This is a genomic window from Streptomyces sp. CA2R106, assembly GCF_037034245.1.
In the GTDB taxonomy this organism is placed as follows: Bacteria; Actinomycetota; Actinomycetes; order Streptomycetales; family Streptomycetaceae; genus Actinacidiphila.
Genome location: NZ_JBAGKC010000009.1, coordinates 90,790 through 107,653 on the forward strand (window position 1 = coordinate 90,790; position 16,864 = coordinate 107,653).

At 72.7% G+C, this 16,864-nt stretch carries 20 protein-coding genes and 1 tRNA gene; 15 read left to right on the top strand and 6 right to left on the bottom strand.

From position 1 onward, the window contains the following. Positions 1-85: 85 nt before the first annotated feature. Positions 86-1,417 carry a nicotinate phosphoribosyltransferase gene (locus WA788_RS15775; protein WP_335977765.1) on the bottom strand — a complete coding sequence of 444 codons (1,332 nt, stop codon included), beginning with the start codon at positions 1,415-1,417 and terminating at the stop codon, positions 86-88. Between the two features lie 98 nt (positions 1,418-1,515). Here WA788_RS15775 and clpS point away from each other — a divergent pair, with 98 nt between their 5' ends. The 11 genes from clpS (at position 1,516) to rdgB (ending at position 9,612) form a co-directional block, all read left to right on the top strand. Further along, positions 1,516-1,827, top strand: coding sequence for an ATP-dependent Clp protease adapter ClpS (gene clpS / locus WA788_RS15780; RefSeq protein ID WP_335977767.1), 312 nt, complete (start codon positions 1,516-1,518; stop codon positions 1,825-1,827). Continuing rightward, complete coding sequence (locus WA788_RS15785) at positions 1,827-2,390, top strand: DUF2017 domain-containing protein (protein ID WP_335977769.1); 564 nt, start codon at positions 1,827-1,829, stop codon at positions 2,388-2,390. Before clpS ends, WA788_RS15785 begins: the two co-directional genes overlap by 1 nt. A gap of 165 nt (positions 2,391-2,555) precedes the next feature. Beyond that, the gene (locus WA788_RS15790; protein WP_335977770.1) at positions 2,556-4,070 is read left to right on the top strand and encodes an amino acid permease; all 1,515 of its coding nucleotides are present in this window, start codon (positions 2,556-2,558) and stop codon (positions 4,068-4,070) included. A 31-nt stretch (positions 4,071-4,101) separates the two neighbouring features. Continuing rightward, positions 4,102-4,512 (top strand): M67 family metallopeptidase, encoded by a 411-nt coding sequence (locus WA788_RS15795; protein ID WP_335977772.1) that lies wholly within the window; start codon positions 4,102-4,104, stop codon positions 4,510-4,512. Positions 4,513-4,830: 318 nt separating this feature from the next. Further along, complete coding sequence (locus WA788_RS15800) at positions 4,831-5,136, top strand: MoaD/ThiS family protein (RefSeq protein WP_335977774.1); 306 nt, start codon at positions 4,831-4,833, stop codon at positions 5,134-5,136. After that, positions 5,136-6,086 carry a PLP-dependent cysteine synthase family protein gene (locus WA788_RS15805; RefSeq protein WP_335977776.1) on the top strand — a complete coding sequence of 317 codons (951 nt, stop codon included), beginning with the start codon at positions 5,136-5,138 and terminating at the stop codon, positions 6,084-6,086. Before WA788_RS15800 ends, WA788_RS15805 begins: the two co-directional genes overlap by 1 nt. A gap of 284 nt (positions 6,087-6,370) precedes the next feature. Beyond that, complete coding sequence (locus tag WA788_RS15810; protein WP_335977778.1) at positions 6,371-7,123, top strand: MBL fold metallo-hydrolase; 753 nt, start codon at positions 6,371-6,373, stop codon at positions 7,121-7,123. Positions 7,124-7,288: 165 nt separating this feature from the next. Beyond that, positions 7,289-7,522 (top strand): PTS glucose/sucrose transporter subunit IIB, encoded by a 234-nt coding sequence (locus WA788_RS15815; protein WP_335977779.1) that lies wholly within the window; start codon positions 7,289-7,291, stop codon positions 7,520-7,522. Positions 7,523-7,640: 118 nt separating this feature from the next. Further along, on the top strand, positions 7,641-8,369 hold the full coding sequence (rph, locus tag WA788_RS15820) for a ribonuclease PH (protein WP_335977781.1): 729 nt from the start codon (positions 7,641-7,643) through the stop codon (positions 8,367-8,369). 109 nt (positions 8,370-8,478) lie between these two features. After that, positions 8,479-8,967 (top strand): hypothetical protein, encoded by a 489-nt coding sequence (locus WA788_RS15825; RefSeq protein WP_335977782.1) that lies wholly within the window; start codon positions 8,479-8,481, stop codon positions 8,965-8,967. Positions 8,968-9,006: 39 nt separating this feature from the next. Beyond that, entirely contained in the window at positions 9,007-9,612 is a 606-nt protein-coding gene (gene rdgB, locus WA788_RS15830) for an RdgB/HAM1 family non-canonical purine NTP pyrophosphatase (RefSeq protein ID WP_335977783.1), read from the top strand. 47 nt (positions 9,613-9,659) lie between these two features. Here the strand turns inward: rdgB and WA788_RS15835 are convergent. From WA788_RS15835 to bcp, 4 genes are all read right to left on the bottom strand, one after another. Further along, positions 9,660-9,734, bottom strand: a tRNA-Leu gene (locus WA788_RS15835). 6 nt (positions 9,735-9,740) lie between these two features. Next, positions 9,741-10,415, bottom strand: a complete 675-nt coding sequence (locus WA788_RS15840) for an HNH endonuclease signature motif containing protein (protein WP_335977784.1) — start codon at positions 10,413-10,415, stop codon at positions 9,741-9,743. After that, positions 10,412-11,026 (bottom strand): HNH endonuclease signature motif containing protein, encoded by a 615-nt coding sequence (locus WA788_RS15845; protein WP_335977785.1) that lies wholly within the window; start codon positions 11,024-11,026, stop codon positions 10,412-10,414. The genes WA788_RS15840 and WA788_RS15845 overlap by 4 nt, the downstream gene beginning before the upstream one ends. A gap of 81 nt (positions 11,027-11,107) precedes the next feature. Then, complete coding sequence (gene bcp, locus WA788_RS15850; protein ID WP_335977787.1) at positions 11,108-11,575, bottom strand: thioredoxin-dependent thiol peroxidase; 468 nt, start codon at positions 11,573-11,575, stop codon at positions 11,108-11,110. Positions 11,576-11,674: 99 nt separating this feature from the next. On the opposite strand from bcp, the gene WA788_RS15855 reads away from it, so the two are divergent. After that, positions 11,675-12,001, top strand: a complete 327-nt coding sequence (locus WA788_RS15855) for a DUF3618 domain-containing protein (protein ID WP_335977789.1) — start codon at positions 11,675-11,677, stop codon at positions 11,999-12,001. A 49-nt stretch (positions 12,002-12,050) separates the two neighbouring features. Next, entirely contained in the window at positions 12,051-12,350 is a 300-nt protein-coding gene (locus tag WA788_RS15860) for a GroES family chaperonin (RefSeq protein WP_202238557.1), read from the top strand. Between the two features lie 55 nt (positions 12,351-12,405). Here the strand turns inward: WA788_RS15860 and WA788_RS15865 are convergent, their stop codons facing one another. After that, positions 12,406-14,781, bottom strand: a complete 2,376-nt coding sequence (locus tag WA788_RS15865; RefSeq protein ID WP_335977791.1) for a transglycosylase domain-containing protein — start codon at positions 14,779-14,781, stop codon at positions 12,406-12,408. Positions 14,782-15,065: 284 nt separating this feature from the next. Between WA788_RS15865 and WA788_RS15870 the strand changes: the two genes are divergently transcribed. Further along, positions 15,066-15,869, top strand: a complete 804-nt coding sequence (locus WA788_RS15870; RefSeq protein WP_335977792.1) for an ABC transporter permease — start codon at positions 15,066-15,068, stop codon at positions 15,867-15,869. Then, positions 15,862-16,797, top strand: a complete 936-nt coding sequence (locus tag WA788_RS15875; RefSeq protein ID WP_443034043.1) for an ABC transporter permease — start codon at positions 15,862-15,864, stop codon at positions 16,795-16,797. Before WA788_RS15870 ends, WA788_RS15875 begins: the two co-directional genes overlap by 8 nt. Positions 16,798-16,864: the final 67 nt, after the last annotated feature.

The following is a 16,864-nucleotide window of genomic DNA, read 5'->3' on the forward strand; positions in this document are numbered from 1 at the left end:
CGCCGGTGCCGAGCGTAGGGACTGAGCCCCTCCCACGGGAAGAGGGGGCGCGGGCCGCCTCTTCCCGCGGGCGGCCGGGACCGGCCTACATGGTCTCCGTGGGGAGCACCGGCTCGCCACGCGAGAGCTGGGTCGCCGACAGCGGCAGCCCCGCCCGCGCGGCGATGTGTCGGGTGCGCGCGGCGTCCAGCGGCTCGCGCCCGACCACCTCGCCGCCGCGCACCAGCGGCACCAGCAGCTGCCGCTCCACCAGGTCCGCGGGGATCTCGCCGCTGCCCACCACCTCGGCCTCGGCGACACCGTCGGCGTCCAGCCGCCGCGCGGCCCACTTGCGGCCGCCCACGCTGGTCTTCCCGCCCAGCGCCCGCTTGGCGACCGGGGTGAGCGGCGCGTCCGCCTCGCCGGGCACGGACGCGCGGGCGACCAGCTTGTAGACCATCGCGCAGGTGGGGTGCCCGCTGCCGGTGACCAGCGACGTGCCGACCCCGTAGGCGTCGACCGGCGCCGCGGCCAGCGACGCGATCGCGTACTCGTCCAGGTCGGAGGTGACCACGATCTTCGTCTCCCGCGCCCCGAGGTCGTCCAGCTGCTGCCGCACCCGGTGGGCGAGCAGCAGCAGGTCGCCGGAGTCGATCCGGACCGCGCCCAGCTCCGGCCCGGCCACCTCCACGGCGGTGCGCACCGCCTCGGTCAGGTCGTAGGTGTCCACCAGCAGCGTGGTGCCGCGGCCGAGCGACTCGACCTGCGCGGTGAAGGCGTCCCGCTCGCTGTCGTGCAGCAGGGTGAAGGCGTGCGCGCTGGTGCCGATGGTGGGCAGCCCGTAGCGGAAGCCGGCGGCGAGGTTGGAGGAGGAGCGGAACCCGCCGACGTAGGCGGCCCGCGCGGCGGCGACCGCGGCCAGTTCGTGGGTGCGCCGCGCGCCCATCTCCATCAGCGGCCGGCCGCCGGCCGCCACCGCCATCCGGGAGGCGGCCGCGGCGATCGCCGAGTCGTGGTTGAGGATCGACAGGACCACCGTCTCCAGCAGCACCGCCTCGGCGAAGCTGCCCTCCACCCGCAGGATCGGCGAGCCGGGGAAGTACACCTCGCCCTCGGGGTAGCCCCAGATGTCGCCGGTGAAGCGGTAGTCCGCGAGCCACTTCAGCGTCGCGGCGTCCACCACTCGCTCCCGTTCGAGGAACTCCAGCACGGGAGCGTCGAACCGGAAGTTCTCCACCGCGTCCAGGACGCGGCCGGTGCCGGCCACGACGCCGTAGCGCCGCCCCTCCGGCAGCCGCCGGGTGAACGCCTCGAAGACCGAACGGCGGTGCGCGGCGCCGCTCTTGAGCGCCGCCTGAAGCATCGTGAACTCGTACCGGTCGGTGAACAGCGCGGTGGACGGCACGTCCACCGGCAGTGCCAGGTCTGCTGTGCTCATGGCGATGATGCTACCCCTCATTTCGTCAAACTGACGAGATCTCGCTCTGTGGGCCCTCTCACACGCCCATTTGTGCGACGGCCCCCCGGGGCGGCAGCATGGAACCTGTGAGTGTCGCGCCTGTTGAGATCGAGCGTCCCGAGTCGAGCGGGGCCCCTTCCGTGGTCCCCGAACCGGACGTTCCGTGGGTGACGCTCGTGCACAACGACCCCGTCAACCTCATGAGCTACGTGACGTACGTGTTCCAGACGTACTTCGGGTACTCGAAGAGCAAGGCCACCAAGCTGATGAAGGACGTCCACTACAAGGGGCGGGCCGTGGTCTCCAGCGGCACCCGCGAGGAGATGGAGCGGGACGTGCAGGCGATGCACGGCTACGGTCTGTGGGCGACGCTGTCCCAGGACCGCTGATGGCGCGCCGACGGGCCCGCGCCGGCTACTTCGAGCCGGTCCGCGGCGGCGGGGCGGCCATCGCGCTGGACGAGGTGGAGATCTCGATCCTGCGCAGCCTGACCGTGCAGCTGCTGGAACTGGTCGGCCCGGGCGAGCAGCCGGACGGCGCCGACGACGACCCGCTCGCGCGGCTCTTCGCCGAGGGCCCCACCAAGCCCCCGGACGACCCCGCGCTGGCCCGGCTCTTCCCGGACGCCTACGAGGAGACCGCCGACGCCTCGGAGTTCCGCCGCTTCACCGAGAACGACCTGCGGGCCCGCAAGCGCGACGACGCGCTGGCGGTGATCCGGGGCCTGGATGCGGGCGGACCGGTGCTGAAGCTGACCGGCGACGAGTCCCGGCAGTGGCTGGGCACCCTCAACGACCTGCGGCTGACCCTGGGCACCCGGCTCGGCGTCAGCGAGGACGAGGGCAGCGAGCTGTACCACCTGCCCGACAGCGACCCCCGCAAGCCGCTGGTCATGGCCTACCTGTGGCTCGGCGGGCTCCAGGAGAGCCTGGTCGAGACGCTGATGCACTGATGCACTGATATGTACTGAGGGCACTGACGGCGCCTCGCGCGGCGCACCCCCGCCCCAGGCTTCCGCGCAACCCGGGCGGCGCGTTCTTCGGCCTTTACGGTGGCCTGCGGCCCGGCTGCCCCGCCGACCGGGCCGCGGCGCCCGCCACGGGGTACACATCCGCGCATGGCGGACGAAACGTGTGTGCGGCCCGGGCCCGGCGAGCCCGCGGACACCGAGGGCTACGCCCGGGGCCTGGGCAGCCGGCAGGTCCAGATGATCGCGATCGGCGGCGCCATCGGCACCGGCCTGTTCCTCGGCGCCGGCACCGCGATCCACCGGGCCGGCCCCGGCCTGCTGCTGATGTACGCCGTCGCCGGCGCGGTCGTCTTCTGCATCATGCGCGCCCTGGGCGAACTGCTCACCTACCGTCCGGTCTCCGGCTCCTTCGCCGACTACGCCCGGGAGTTCCTCGGCCCCTTCACCGGCTACGCCACCGGCTGGACCTACTGGCTGATGTGGGTCGTCACCGGCATGGCCGAGGTCACCGCCGCGGCCACCTACACCGCCTACTGGTGGCCGGGGGTGCCGCAGTGGAGCGCCGCGCTGGTGTTCCTGCTGCTGCTGGCCGGCGTCAACCTGGTCTCGGTGGGCCTCTTCGGCGAGATCGAGTTCTGGCTGTCCACGGTGAAGGTGACCGCGATCCTCGGGATGATCCTGATCGGCGTCGGCGTGCTCACCCTCGGAGTGTCGGCAGCCGGGCACACCGCGTCCGTCGGTCACCTGTGGCGGGACGGCGGCTTCTTCCCCCACGGCGTCGGCCGGTCGCTGCTGACCTTGCAGATGGTGATGTTCGCCTACCTCGCCGTCGAACTCGTCGGCGTCACCGCGGGCGAGGCCCGCGAACCGCGCCGCACCCTGCCCAAGGCGATCAACACGCTGCCGTGGCGGATCGCGCTGTTCTACGTCGGCGCGCTCGCGGTGATCCTGTGCGTGGTGCCCTGGACCCGCTTCCAGCCCGGCGTCAGCCCCTTCGTGGCCGCCTTCGCGGAGATCGGCATCCCCTTCGGCGCCGGGGTGGTCAACTTCGTGGTGCTCACCGCCGCCCTGTCGTCCTGCAACTCCGGGATGTACTCCACCGGCCGCATGCTGCGCGACCTCGCCGCCAACGGGCAGGGCCCGCGCGCCTTCGACCGGCTCACCGCCCGCCGCACCCCGGCCGCCGGCACCCTCGCCTCGGTGGGCGTGATGGGCGTCGGCGTATGGGTCAACTACGTCGACCCGGACGGGGCGTTCACCTACATCACCGCCTTCGCCACCGTGGCCGCGGTGTGGACCTGGGCGGTGATCCTCCTCGCGCACATCCGCTACCGCGCCGCCGTACGCGCCGGGCGGGCCGCACCCGCCTGGTTCACCGCACCCGGGGGAGCGGCCGCCAGCTGGTGCGCGCTGGCCTTCCTCGCCCTCGTCCTGGTGCTGATCGGCATCGACACCGACGCCCGGGTGTCGCTGTACGGGGTGCCGCTGTGGGCGGCGCTGCTCGGCGCCGGCTACCGGGTGCTGCGCCGGCGCGACCCGGCGGCGTTCGCCCGCCGCCCGCACCTGCCGCCGGGCGCCCCCGGCGCGGACGGCCCCGGGCCGGGCGCCCCGGACCCGGCGGTCGGCGAGGCCGGCGGACTGCCCGGCACCCCGGCCGTGTAGCCGCCGCGGCGGCCCCTGTTACTTTTCCCGCATGCTCACCATCACCCAGGACCTGTACGACGCGATCGTCGCCCACGCCCGCGCCGACCACCCCGACGAGGCGTGCGGGATCGTGGCGGGCCCGGCGGGCAGCGGCCGCCCCGAGCGGTTCGTGCCGATGCTGAACGCGGCCCGCTCGCCGACGTTCTACGAGTTCGACTCCACCGACCTGCTCCGGCTCTACCGCGACATGGACGACCGCGACGAGGAGCCCGTGATCGTCTACCACTCGCACACCGCGACCGAGGCGTACCCCTCCCGGACCGACATCAGCTACGCCAACGAGCCCGGCGCGCACTACGTCCTGGTCTCCACCGCGGAGGAGTTCCAGTTCCGCTCGTTCCGCATCCTGGACGGCCAGGTCACCGAAGAACCGGTCGAAGTGGTGCCATCCGCGCCCTGACCTTCCGGATGCTGGGACGGGCTCGCCGGGCGCCGGGCGGGAATCGATACGATGACCGCATGGTTGTCCATGGTGTGAGCGACTCATGAGCGGCACCGCACCCGGCGCGCTGCTCGTGGCGCGGCTGCACGTCGACCTGTGCCGCCGCACCGCCGCGGCGTGTCGGTAGCCACGTACGCCCTCCGCCGAGGCGACCCGCCGCCCGCCGTGGCCCGGCCCCCGTGGTCCGGCAGAAAACCGCACGGCCCGCACCGCACCACCCCGGCTCCAGACCGGCGTCACCCACCCCGCTTCGTCCGCATCCACAGGAGCACCGTCATGGCCATCGAGGTCCGCATCCCGACCATCCTGCGCACGTACACCGACGGCCAGAAGGCCGTCGAGGGTGCCGGGACCACGCTCGACGAGCTGTTCACCGACCTCGACTCCCGCCACGCCGGGCTGCGCGACCGCGTCGTCGACAACGGCGAACTGCGCCGCTTCGTGAACGTGTACCTCAACGACGAGGACGTCCGCTTCCTCAAGGGCATCGCCACCGAGGTCGCCGACGGCGACAGCGTGACGATCCTGCCCGCCGTCGCCGGCGGCTCGACCGCCGCCACCGCCCCGTCCGGCCACCGCTGATGCGGTACGACAGCCCGCTGGCCGCGGTCGGCAACACCCCGCTGGTGCGGCTGCCCCGGCTGTCGCCCTCGGACCGGGTGAGCGTCTGGGCGAAGCTGGAGGACCGCAACCCGACCGGCTCGGTCAAGGACCGGCCCGCGCTGCACATGATCGAGCGGGCCGAGGCCGAGGGCGTGCTCACCCCCGGCTGCACCATCCTGGAGCCGACCTCCGGCAACACCGGCATCTCGCTGGCGATGGCCGCCCGCCTCAAGGGCTACCGCATCGTCTGCGTGATGCCCGAGAACACCTCGTCCGAGCGGCGCGAACTGCTGGCGATGTGGGGCGCGGAGATCATCTCCTCGCCCGCGGCCGGGGGTTCCAACACCGCGGTGCGGGTGGCGAAGGAACTCGCCGCCGAGCACCCGGACTGGGTGATGCTCTACCAGTACGGCAACGCGGCCAACCCCGGCGCCCACTACGCCACCACCGGCCCGGAGATCCTCGCCGACCTGCCCACCATCACGCACTTCGTGGCGGGCCTGGGCACCACCGGCACCCTGATGGGCGTCGGCCGCTACCTGCGGGAGAAGGTGCCCGGCGTCACCATCGTGGCCGCCGAGCCGCGGTACGACGACGTCGTCTACGGCCTGCGCAACCTCGACGAGGGCTTCGTCCCCGAGCTGTACGACGAGTCGGTGCTCTCCACCCGCTACTCGGTCGGCTCGCAGGACGCGGTGCGCCGCACCCGCGAACTGCTGTCCGAGGAAGGCATCTTCGCCGGGGTCTCCACCGGTGCCGCGCTGCACGCGGCGCTTGGCGTGGCCCGCAAGGCGGAGAACTCCGGCGAGCGGGCGGACATCGTCTTCGTGGTCGCCGACGGCGGCTGGAAGTACCTGTCCACCGGCATCTACACCGCCGCCTCCACCGAAGAGGCGGTCGCCGCGCTGCACGGCCAGCTCTGGGCGTAAGGCGCCTGCGGCGAACGGCACTTGGCCCGGCGGCGCCCCCGCGCGGGACGACCGACCGGACACCGCCTACCACGGACGACCCGCCCCCGGCCGCACGGTCGGGGGCGGGTCGCGTTCGCAGCGGGGTTCGGGGTGACCCGGACTGGTGATTCCGCCCACAACCGGTGCCCGTAAGAGCGCGCTGCGCAGCGGCCCGCTTTACCCTTCCTAGAACGTGGCGGGAGTCCGCCACCCTAGGAGCCGGAATCGGGGCGAGCGCCGCGCCCTCGGAGGTGGACCCCGCGATGAACCTCACCGTCGTCGGCTGCTCGGGCTCGTTCCCGTCCGCGGACTCGGCCTGTTCGAGCTACCTGCTCGAAGCGGACGGCTTCCGGCTGCTGCTCGACATGGGCAACGGGGCCCTGGGCGAACTCCAGCGCCACTGCGGCCTGTACGACCTGGACGCGGTGCTCCTCAGCCACCTGCACGCCGACCACTGCATCGACATGTGCGGCTACTTCGTGGCCCGCTACTACCGGCACGAGGGCGGCCCGGTCTCGGCGATCCCCGTCTACGGCCCGGCCGGCACCGAGCGGCGGTTGAACATCGCCTACGGCGACGTGCCGGACGAGAAGTGCATGAGCGAGGTCTTCGACTTCCGCACCCTGGAGCCCGGCGCCTTCCGGCTCGGCCCGTTCCAGGTCACCACGGACGCGGTCAGCCACCCGGTGGAGGCGTACGGCTTCCGGATCGAGGCGGACGGCCGCAGCCTCGCCTACTCCGGCGACACCGGGCCCTGCGAGGCGCTCAGCGGCCTGGCCGAGGGCGCCGACCTGTTCCTGTGCGAGGCGTCCTTCACGCACGGCAAGGAGGACATCCCCGACCTGCACCTCAACGGGCTCCAGGCCGGGCAGATCGCCGAGAGCGCGGGCGCGGGGCGCCTGGTGCTCACCCACATCCCGCCGTGGACCAACCCGTCGGTCAACCTCCGTGACGCGCAGACCGCCTTCGGCGGGCCGGTGGAGCTGGCGAAGGCGGGCGCGGTCTACGAGATCTGACCGGCCCCCGGACCCCGGCCGTACGCCTGGCGCCGGTGCACCGTCCGTGACCGCCGGTGACGTCCCCCCAACAGTGGGTTAGTGTGACATATCGGAAACACACCGACCCGCCCGGCGGGCCCCGGCACGCCGCAGCAGCCGGGGCCAGGACGACAGGAGACGCGGATGGCCACCAAGGCAGAGAAGATCGTCGCCGGGCTCGGCGGGATCGACAACATCGAAGAGGTCGAGGGCTGCGTCACCCGGCTGCGCACCGAGGTCGTCGACCCTGGCCGGGTCGACGAGGACGCCCTCAAGGCCGCCGGCGCCCACGGGGTGGTCAAAATGGGCACCGCGATCCAGGTCGTCATCGGCACCGACGCCGACCCGATCGCCGACGAGATCGACCAGATGATGTAGCCGCACCGGCCGCCTGGGCCGCCCGGGCCGCCCCGCCCGGCGCCCCCGGCCCCGCGCTCCCAGGGGACGGCGGCAGACCGTGACTCCGGGTGGCCGTTCACCCGGATAGGCTCCACACATGTCACGATTCGACGGCCGCACCCCCGACCAGCTCCGCCCCGTCACCATCGAGCGGGGCTGGAGCAAACACGCCGAAGGGTCCGTCCTGGTCTCCTTCGGCGACACCCGAGTCCTCTGCACCGCCAGCGCCACCCAGGGAGTACCCCGCTGGCGCAAGGGCAGCGGCGAAGGCTGGGTCACCGCCGAGTACAGCATGCTGCCGCGCGCCACCAACACCCGCGGCGACCGCGAGTCCGTCCGCGGCAAGATCGGCGGCCGCACCCACGAGATCTCCCGCCTGATCGGCCGCTCGCTGCGCGCCGTCATCGACTACAAGGCGCTCGGCGAGAACACCGTCGTCCTCGACTGCGACGTCCTCCAAGCCGACGGCGGCACCCGCACCGCCGCGATCACCGGCGCCTACGTCGCCCTCGTCGACGCCGTCAGCTGGATGCAGGCCAACCACCTGGTCCGCCTCAAGGCCAAGCCGATCACCGGCAGCGTCGCCGCGGTCAGCGTCGGCATCGTCGACGGCGTCCCCGTCCTCGACCTCCCCTACGAGGAGGACGTCAAGGCCGAGACCGACATGAACGTCGTCTGCACCGGCGACGGCCGCTTCGTCGAGGTCCAGGGCACCGCCGAGGGCGCCCCCTTCGACCGGGCTGAACTCGACGCGCTGCTCGCACTGGCCACCGGCGGCTGCGCCGAGCTGACGAAGATCCAGCAGGCGGCTCTCGCCGAGGGCTGACCGCAGTTGATCGCCCGCCCCCGCGCGGGCGGCCCCGTGTACCGTGTGCCGCGTGTCAACCGACGTGCGGCACACGGCCGTACACCCGCGACAGGGGAGGGGCCACCGCATGAACGTCCGCCGCCGCACCGCCGTCCGCACCGCCGTCCGCGCCACCGCCCGCACCGCCCCAGGCGCCGCACGCTCCACACCGGCCGCCCGCTTACCGGTCCCCGCCGCAGCCCTCCCGGCCGCCGTCCTGCTGCTCACGGCTTTCCTCACCACCGCCTGCCAGGGCGCCGCCGCCCGCGCACTGGACTGCGCCAAGACCGCCGCCGCCATCGCCGGCGACATCCAGGACCTCCAGAGCACCGCCACCAACGTCGGCCAGGTCTCCGACGCCGGCCGCCGCAAGGACACCGTCTCCGCGCTCGACAAGGTGCAGAAGGACCTCAACCGGCTCGGCAGCGGCCACGGCTCCGACGTCGGCCACGCCGCCTCCGACCTGTCCACCTCGGTCCGCCACGCCCGCACCACCGCCGCCGGCGGCCACGACCCCGACCTGCGCCCCGTCGCCTCGGCAGCCGGCCGGCTGACGGTGGTCTGCGCCAAGGGATGACCGCGCCGAGGGATGACCGCGGCAAGGGATAATCGCGGCATGACCACCCGCCTCGTCCTCGCCACCCGCAACGCCCACAAAGTCACCGAACTGCGGGCCATCCTCGCGGCGGCCGGCCTCGACCACGAACTCGTGGGCGCCGACGCCTATCCGGAGATCCCCGACGTCAAGGAGACCGGGATCACCTTCGCGGAGAACGCGCTGCTGAAGGCGCGCGCCCTCGCCGACGCGACCGGACTGCCCGCGATCGCCGACGACTCGGGCCTGTGCGTGGACGTGCTGGGCGGCGCCCCCGGCATCTTCTCCGCCCGCTGGGCCGGCCGGCACGGCGACGACGCCGCCAACCTCGACCTGCTGCTCGCCCAGCTCGGCGACATCGAACACCCCCACCGCGCCGCCCACTTCGCCTGCGCGGCCGCCCTGGCGCTGCCCGACGGCACCACCCGCGTCGTCGAGGGCCGGCTGCGCGGCACCCTCCGCCACGCCCCCGCGGGCACCGGCGGTTTCGGCTACGACCCCATCCTCCAGCCCGACGGCGAGGAGCGGACCTGCGCCGAGCTGACCGCCGAGGAGAAGAACGCCATCAGCCACCGCGGCCAGGCCTTCCGCGCCCTGACCCCCCTCCTCACCGACCTCCTCCCCTGAGAGGCGGAAAAGCGCGGCACCCGTCAGCGGATGCCGCGCTCGAGCGGTGGGCCCGGTGGGACTCGAACCCACGACACACCGGACCTAAACCGGCGCCCTCTGGCCAGCTGGGGTACGGGCCCGCCGCGCTACCTTACTTCGTCCCGCGCAGCCCGCGCACGGCCGGACCGGCCGCCGAAACCGGCGGTCTGGCTGTGGCACGAAGGGCACAGGTAGCGCAGGTTCTCGCGCCGGTCGTCCGACCGGTCTCCGCTGATGTGGTCGATCTCCAGGACCAGACGGCGCCCCTGCCATGCCTCTCCGGTGCCGCACGCGGCGCAGACCCGCGGCACACCGATCTCGTCCAGCGCGCGCCGGAGCAGCCCCGTCCGCGTGCGGCCCGCGCCCGCCTCCCGCCGGACGAGTATCCGCTCGGCGGGCTTGCGGGCCGGTGACACGGTGCCGAGGAAGTGCCGCTGCCCGGTGAAGTGCGAGGTGTCGAGGCCGTACGCCGCCAGGCTGCGCCGCACGCGTCGCCGGCCCGAGGTGTTGCCCGCGATGCCCAGGGCGCGCAGCACCCCGGCGACGCTGGTGGAGGCGGAGACCGCGGCCGTGAGCACCTCACGCCCGATCAGATCCTGGCCGTAGGCGCGTACGTCGGTGAAACGGGCGGTGCTGATGCCGTAGCGCGCCAGTCTGCGGAGCAGGTTGGCGCGGGAGACCGGGTCGGCCGGCAGACCGAGGCGGTCCTGGAGCTGCGCGAGGCTGGTGCAGTCCGCCGCGGTGCCCGCCAGCAGCTCGCGGTCGAGGCGCGGTCCCCTCATCGGCGCCGCCGCCCGCGGTAGGTGTCGGTGACCGCATGGCAGTTGGGGCAGAGGAAGCGCAGGTTCGCCAGGCGGTTGTCCCACCACTCCCCGCTGATGTGGTCGATCTCGAGGGTGAGCGGCTTCCCGTTCCACTCCGTGCCCGTGCCGCACATCGCGCATGCCTCGACCACACCGGACCGCACCATCCCGCTGCGCAGCCGCTGCCGGGGCACCCGGCCCCGCCCGGGGTCCCGCAGCCGCAGCGGGCTCTCCCGCCGCGTGCCGGAGTTGCCCCCGGTGGGCGGCCCGAAGTGCGAGGTGTCGATGCCCAGTGCGGCGACACGGCGGCTGATGTGCGCCTGGTTGCCCCCGACCGGGCTGATGCCCAGGCGGCGCACCACGCCCTTGACGCTCGTCGAGGCGGCCACCGCGGCGCGCAGCCTGGCTTCGGTGTGCCGGGTGCGCCCCGTGGCGAAGTGGCTGGTGTCGAAGCCCGCCTCCGCCATCTTCTGCCGCAGGTAGCGCCGGCTGCCCGGTGTCGGACGGCCGCCGCAGCGGCGGACCGCGTCGTCGATGTGCTCCTCGCGTGCCGCCGCCGCCAGCAGTTCACGTGTGTATCGCGCCGCCATGACGCCCCCGCGCTCGTTCGTGTGTTCGCTTCTTCGTACGGGTCAACGAGCCGGGGCGGCCGGGGTTACGTGGACGGAGGGTCAGATCTTGAGGTCGCGGAGGAGTTTGGCGACGTGGCCGGTGGCCTTGACGTTGTAGAAGGCGTGCTCGACCTTGCCGGCGGGGTCGATGACGAGGGTGGAGCGGATCACACCGGTGACGGTCTTGCCGTACATGGTCTTCTCGCCGTAGGCGCCGTAGGAGGTGAGGACGGCGCGGTCGGGGTCGGCGAGGAGGGTGACCTTGAGGGACTCCTTGTCGCGGAACTTCGCGAGCTTCTCCGGCTTGTCCGGGGAGATCCCGATCACGTCGTAGCCGGCCTCGGCGAACACCTCGAGGTTGTCGGTGAAGTCGCACGCCTGCTTGGTGCAGCCGGGGGTCAGGGCTTGGGGGTAGAAGTAGACGACCACCCGGCGGCCGAGGTGGTCGGCGAGCGAGACCTGCTTGCCGTCGGCGTCCGGCAGGGTGAACGCGGGGGCGGTGTCGCCGGGGGCGAGACGGTCGGACATGGAGGCTCCTGGGGCAAACGGGGGTGCCGACGAGGCGCGGGCCGCGTCGTACTGACAGACTGTCCGAACGCTACCTAATCAGGCGATGGAGGCAGTGCGGTGTCGGAAGGTGCCAGGACGGCCGCTCAGATCGAGGCGGATATCGCCCGCAGACGGCAGGACCTCGCGGTGACGCTGGACGAGATCGCGGTCCGGGTCCACCCGGTGACGATCATGCGGGACACCAGGGCGAAGGCGGTCTCCGCGCTCGACCACACGGTGGGGCAGGCGTACGTCGCCGCGAACCGTGCGGTCAGCCGGGCGCGGGCGCAGTTCGTCGACGAGGACGGCGCGCCGCGCATGGAGCGGGTCGTGCCGGCCGCGGTGGCCGGGGCGGCGGTCGTGGTCGCGGTGGCCGGTCTCATCGTGCGGCGCCGTCGCCGGTAGGTTCGTCGGCGTGAGTTCGAAGAGTGCACACGACAAGCTGCCCATCCGGATGCTGCACGACCGCGTGCTGGTGCGGCAGGACAACGGTGAGGGCGAGCGCCGCAGCGGCGGCGGCATCCTGATCCCGGCGACCGCGGCCGTCGGGAAGCGGCTGGCCTGGGCGGAGGTCGTCGCGATCGGCCAGCACGTGCGGACCGTCGAGGTCGGCGACCGGGTGCTGTTCGACCCGGAGGACCGGGCGGAGGTGGAGGTGCAGGGGGTGGCGTACGTGCTGATGCGGGAGCGCGACCTGCACGCCGTGGCCGCCGAGCGCCTCCAGGGCGACGACTCGACCGGCCTGTACCTGTAGCACGCCAGCACCAGCGCCAGCACCAGCACCGGCACCCGCGCCGGGGGCGGCCGCCCTATCCGCCGCGGGTGCCGGTCAGGCTGTCGGTTCCGCCGGTCCGGCCGGTGCCGCTCTGGTCGCCGCCCTGCGGGGCGAGGGTGTCGGTCGGGTCGCCGCCGGTGGGCGGTTGGACCGGGTCGGTCGGGACCGTGCTCGTCGGCGGGGTGGTGGGCGGGACGGTGGTGCCGGTGGTGGGCGGGGTGGTGGTCGGCTGCTGGCTGGGCGGTGTGGTCGCGCCGGTGGACGGCGCGGTGGTGATGCCGCCGTCGTCGGGGGTGGTGGGCTGGTCGCTCTGCGGGGCGACGGTCTGGCTGCCCTGCTGCATGTCGAGGTCGAAGTCGCTGACCTGCTGTCCCTTGAGCGCGGTCGCGGTGTAGTCGGCCCAGAGCGCGCCGGGCGGGCCGCCGCCGTTGATGCGGGCGGTGTTCATGGAGCCGTTGAGCTTCTCCTGGGCGCCGTTGGCGGGGTTCATGCCGAACAGGGCGACCACGGTGGCGAGTTTCGGCGTGTAGCCGGCGAACCAGGCGGCCTTGTCGTTCTCCGCGGTGCCGGTCTTCGCGGCCGACGGCCAGCCGGAGGCCTGCGCGGCCGCAGCGGTGCCGCCGGGGGTGTCGACGACGCTCTGGAGCATCGCGGTGGTGGTGTCGGCGGCGCTGCGCGGCACCGCCTGCACCGGCTTGCGGTCCGGCAGCCCGAGGGTGTCGCCGTCCTTGGTGATCTTCGCCACGATCGAGTAGGGGATCTCCACGCCGTGGTTGGCGAGGGTTGCGTACGCCTGGGCCATGTCCAGCGGGCTGGCGCTGTTGGGGTCGGACTGGCTGCTGCCGAAGGCGCCCAGTGCCATGGCCGGGGTCTGCGGGATGTCCACGGCGTCGGGGATGCCGAGGTCGTGGGCGGTCGCGATGACCTTCTTGGTGCCGACGTCCTGGGCCATCTGCGCGAAGACGGAGTTGACGGACTTGTCCATGGCCCGGGTGACGGTGATGTTGCCGTAGTCGGTGCCGTCCTCGTTGTCCGGGTGGTAGCCGACCGGGCCGTTCGGGCCCTGGACCTGGCGGCCGCTGGTGCCGTTGTAGATCGTGGTGGGGGTGATGGTCCGCCCGTCCTGGGTGGTGGAGTCGTTCTGCAGCGCCGAGGTGAAGATCACCGGCTTGAAGGTGGAGCCGGGCTGGTAGGTCCGGTTGGTGGCGCTGCTGACGTACTGCTTGGTGTAGTCGATGCCGCCGTAGAGCGCGACGACGTCGCCGGTGGCGGGGTCGATGGAGACGCCGCCGGCCCGGACGTACTTGTCCTGCTTGGCGTGGCCGAGCTGGTCGTAGACGTCCTTCTGGGCCGCCTTGACGAAGGCGTCCTCCTTGGGCTTCTGGATGGTGGTGACGATGCGGTAGCCGCCCCGGGACAGCGCGGAGGCGTCCACGATGTGGTTGTCGGTCAGGTACTGGTTGACCGCCTCGATGATGTAGCCGCGCTGGCCGGCCTTGCTCGCGACGGGCTTGGGCTTGCCGATCGCCGGGAACTTGGTGGCGGCGCGCTGGGCGGGGGTGAGCCAGTGCTCCTTGACCATGCCGTCCAGGACGTAGTTCCAGCGGGCCTTGGCGGCGGGCGCGTTCTCGGGGTGCGCGGACAGGTCGTACTCGCTGGGCGCGTTGAGCAGCGTGGCGAGGTAGGCGCCCTGGGCGGTGGTGAGGTCGGAGGCGTTCTCGCTGAAGTACGCCTGGGCGGCGGCCTCGATGCCGTACGCGTTGCGGCCGTAGTAGCTGGTGTTGAGGTAGCCCTGGAGGATCTGGTCCTTCGACTCGTTCTGGTCCAGCTTGATCGCGATGAAGAACTCCTTGACCTTGCGCGAGGCGGTCTGGCTCTGCGTGAGGTAGTAGTTCTTGACGTACTGCTGGGTGATCGTCGAGCCGGACTGCTTGCCCTTGCCGGTGGCGGTGTTCCAGGCGGCGCGCAGCATGGACTTCGGGCTGACCGCGGACTCGTGGTAGAACTTGCGGTCCTCCGCGGCCAGGGTGGCGTAGCGGGCGGTCTTGGCGATCTGGTCGAGCTGGACGTTCTGCCGGTTGACCGCGCCGTCGCGGGAGATCTCGGTCTTGCCGTCGGAGTAGAGGTAGACGTTGCTCTGGGCGGTGGCGGCGGCGTTGGCGTCGGGGATGGACACGAGCGCGTAGCCGACGAAGAACGCGCCGACCAGGAGCAGCAGCAGGGTGAGGGTGCCGCCGAGCGCCATCCGCCAGGTCGGCAGCAGCCGGCGCAGGCCGGTGCGGCGCGGCCGGCCGGAGGCGGCCGGGCGGGGCGCCCAGCCCTCCTGGCGCAGGCCCGCCGCCTGGTGTGCGTCCGGGCTCGCGTTCGAGTCCGCGCCCCGGTCCGTACTCCGGTTCGGATCGTCACTCATGTCTGTAAGGACTCCTCGGCCGCCGCCAGGGTTGGCCTGGGGCGGTACATCATGGACCAACCGTTACGTACGCGTCCGTACACCCACGTAGTCCTCCGACTCCCACACTGTCGCATCATCTGTGCGGCGCTGATCGGCATCGCACTTCCGTGACAGGGCTGTGACGAGCCCTACGGGGTGGCTCGATCACCCGTTCGGCCCAGGAAAACCGTTGGCAGCAGCGGGGTGTGCGGGGCTAGGGTCGGCGGTTTGTGTGTCGGGCCACGTGAGGGGGTTCACAGCCGATGGGCGGTTTCTACGGGGCGGTGGTCACGCGGGGCTTCCGCCGCTACGCCACCTACCGGGTCGCCACCGCCGCCGGGGTCTTCACCAACTGCGTCTTCGGTCTGATCATCAGCTACAGCTATCTCGCGCTGTGGGACCAGCGCCCGCACCTGGGCGGCTACGACCGGGCGCAGGCGCTGACGTACGTGTGGCTGGGGCAGGCGCTGCTGACGCCGATGGCGCTGATGGGCGGCGGGTGCGAGGACGAGCTGATGGAGCGGATCAGGTCGGGGGACATCGCGGTGGACCTGTACCGGCCGGCCGATCTCCAGGGCTGGTGGCTGGCGACGGACCTGGGGCGGATGGGTTTCCAGCTGCTGGGGCGCGGGGTGCTGCCGGTGCTGTGCGGCGCGCTCGTCTTCGACGTGGCGCTGCCGTCGGCGCCGTCGACCTGGCTGCTGTTCGCGGTGTCGGTGGTGCTGGCCGGGCTGGTCAGCTTCGCGCTGCGCTTCATGGTGGGCCTCAGCGCGTTCTTCCTGCTGGACGGCGCCGGGGTGAGCCAGGCGCTGATGCTGACCGGGTTGTTCTTCTCGGGGATGCTGCTGCCGCTGACGGTCTTCCCGGGCGCGCTGGGCGAGCTGGCGCGGGCCCTGCCGTGGGCGTCGATGCTCCAGGTGCCGGCGGACGTGCTGCTCGGGCGGCACAGCGGCGCCGGGGCGCTGCTGGCGCTGTGCGGCCAGGCCGGCTGGGCGGTGGCGCTGCTGGGCCTGGGGCGGCTGCTCCAGTCGGCGGCGACGCGCAGGGTGGTGGTCCAGGGTGGCTGAGGCCGAAGCCGGGACGCGTACGGGCGGTGCGCGGGTGCCGCGGCCGACCGGGGCGTACGACCGGTCCGGTCCGTGGGGCGATGACGGCGGCGGGCGCCGCGGCCCGTACCGCCTGGCGGTGCGGGCCCGGGAGGCGGTGCGCGCCTACGGCCTGATCGTGGGGATGTGGGTGCGCTCCACCATGGCCTACCGCACGTCCTTCGTGCTGACCACGCTCGGCAACTTCACCGCGACGCTGCTGGACTTCGTCACGATCGTGCTGATGTTCGGGCATGTCCACCGGCTGGGCGGCTTCACGCTGCCGGAGGTGGCGTTCCTGTACGGGGCGTGCAGTACCTCCTTCGGCATCGCCGACCTGGTGATGGGCTCCATGGACCGGCTGGGCCGCCGGGTGCGCGACGGCACCCTGGACACGCTGCTGCTGCGCCCGGTGCCGGTGCTGGCGCAGGTCGCCGCGGACCGCTTCGCGCTGCGCCGGATCGGCCGGATCACGCAGGGCGCGGTGGTGCTGGGCTGGGCGCTGTGGCGGGTGGACGTGCACTGGACGGCGGTGAACGTACTCATGGTGCCGCTGATGCTGGTGTCGGGCGGGGCCATCTTCAGCGCGGTGTACGTGGTCGGCGGCGCGTTCCAGTTCTGGGCGCAGGACGCCTCGGAGGTGCAGAACTCGGTGACCTACGGCGGCAACACGATGCTCCAGTACCCGCCGGGGATCTTCGCCCGCGACCTGGTGCGGGGGGTCACCTTCGTGGTGCCGCTCGCCTTCGTCAACTGGCTGCCCGTGCTGCACGTGCTGGGCCGGCCGGACCCGCTCGGCCTGCCCGGGTGGCTGGACTTCGCCTCCCCGGCCGTCGCCGCGGTCTGCTGCGTGCTCGCGGCCGCGGCCTGGCGGCGGGGTCTTCGTACCTACCGCAGCACAGGGAGCTGAGACGGTGAGCGACATCGACCGGCCGGCCGGGCAGGACCCGGACTCGGCCACGAATACGGCCGCGGGT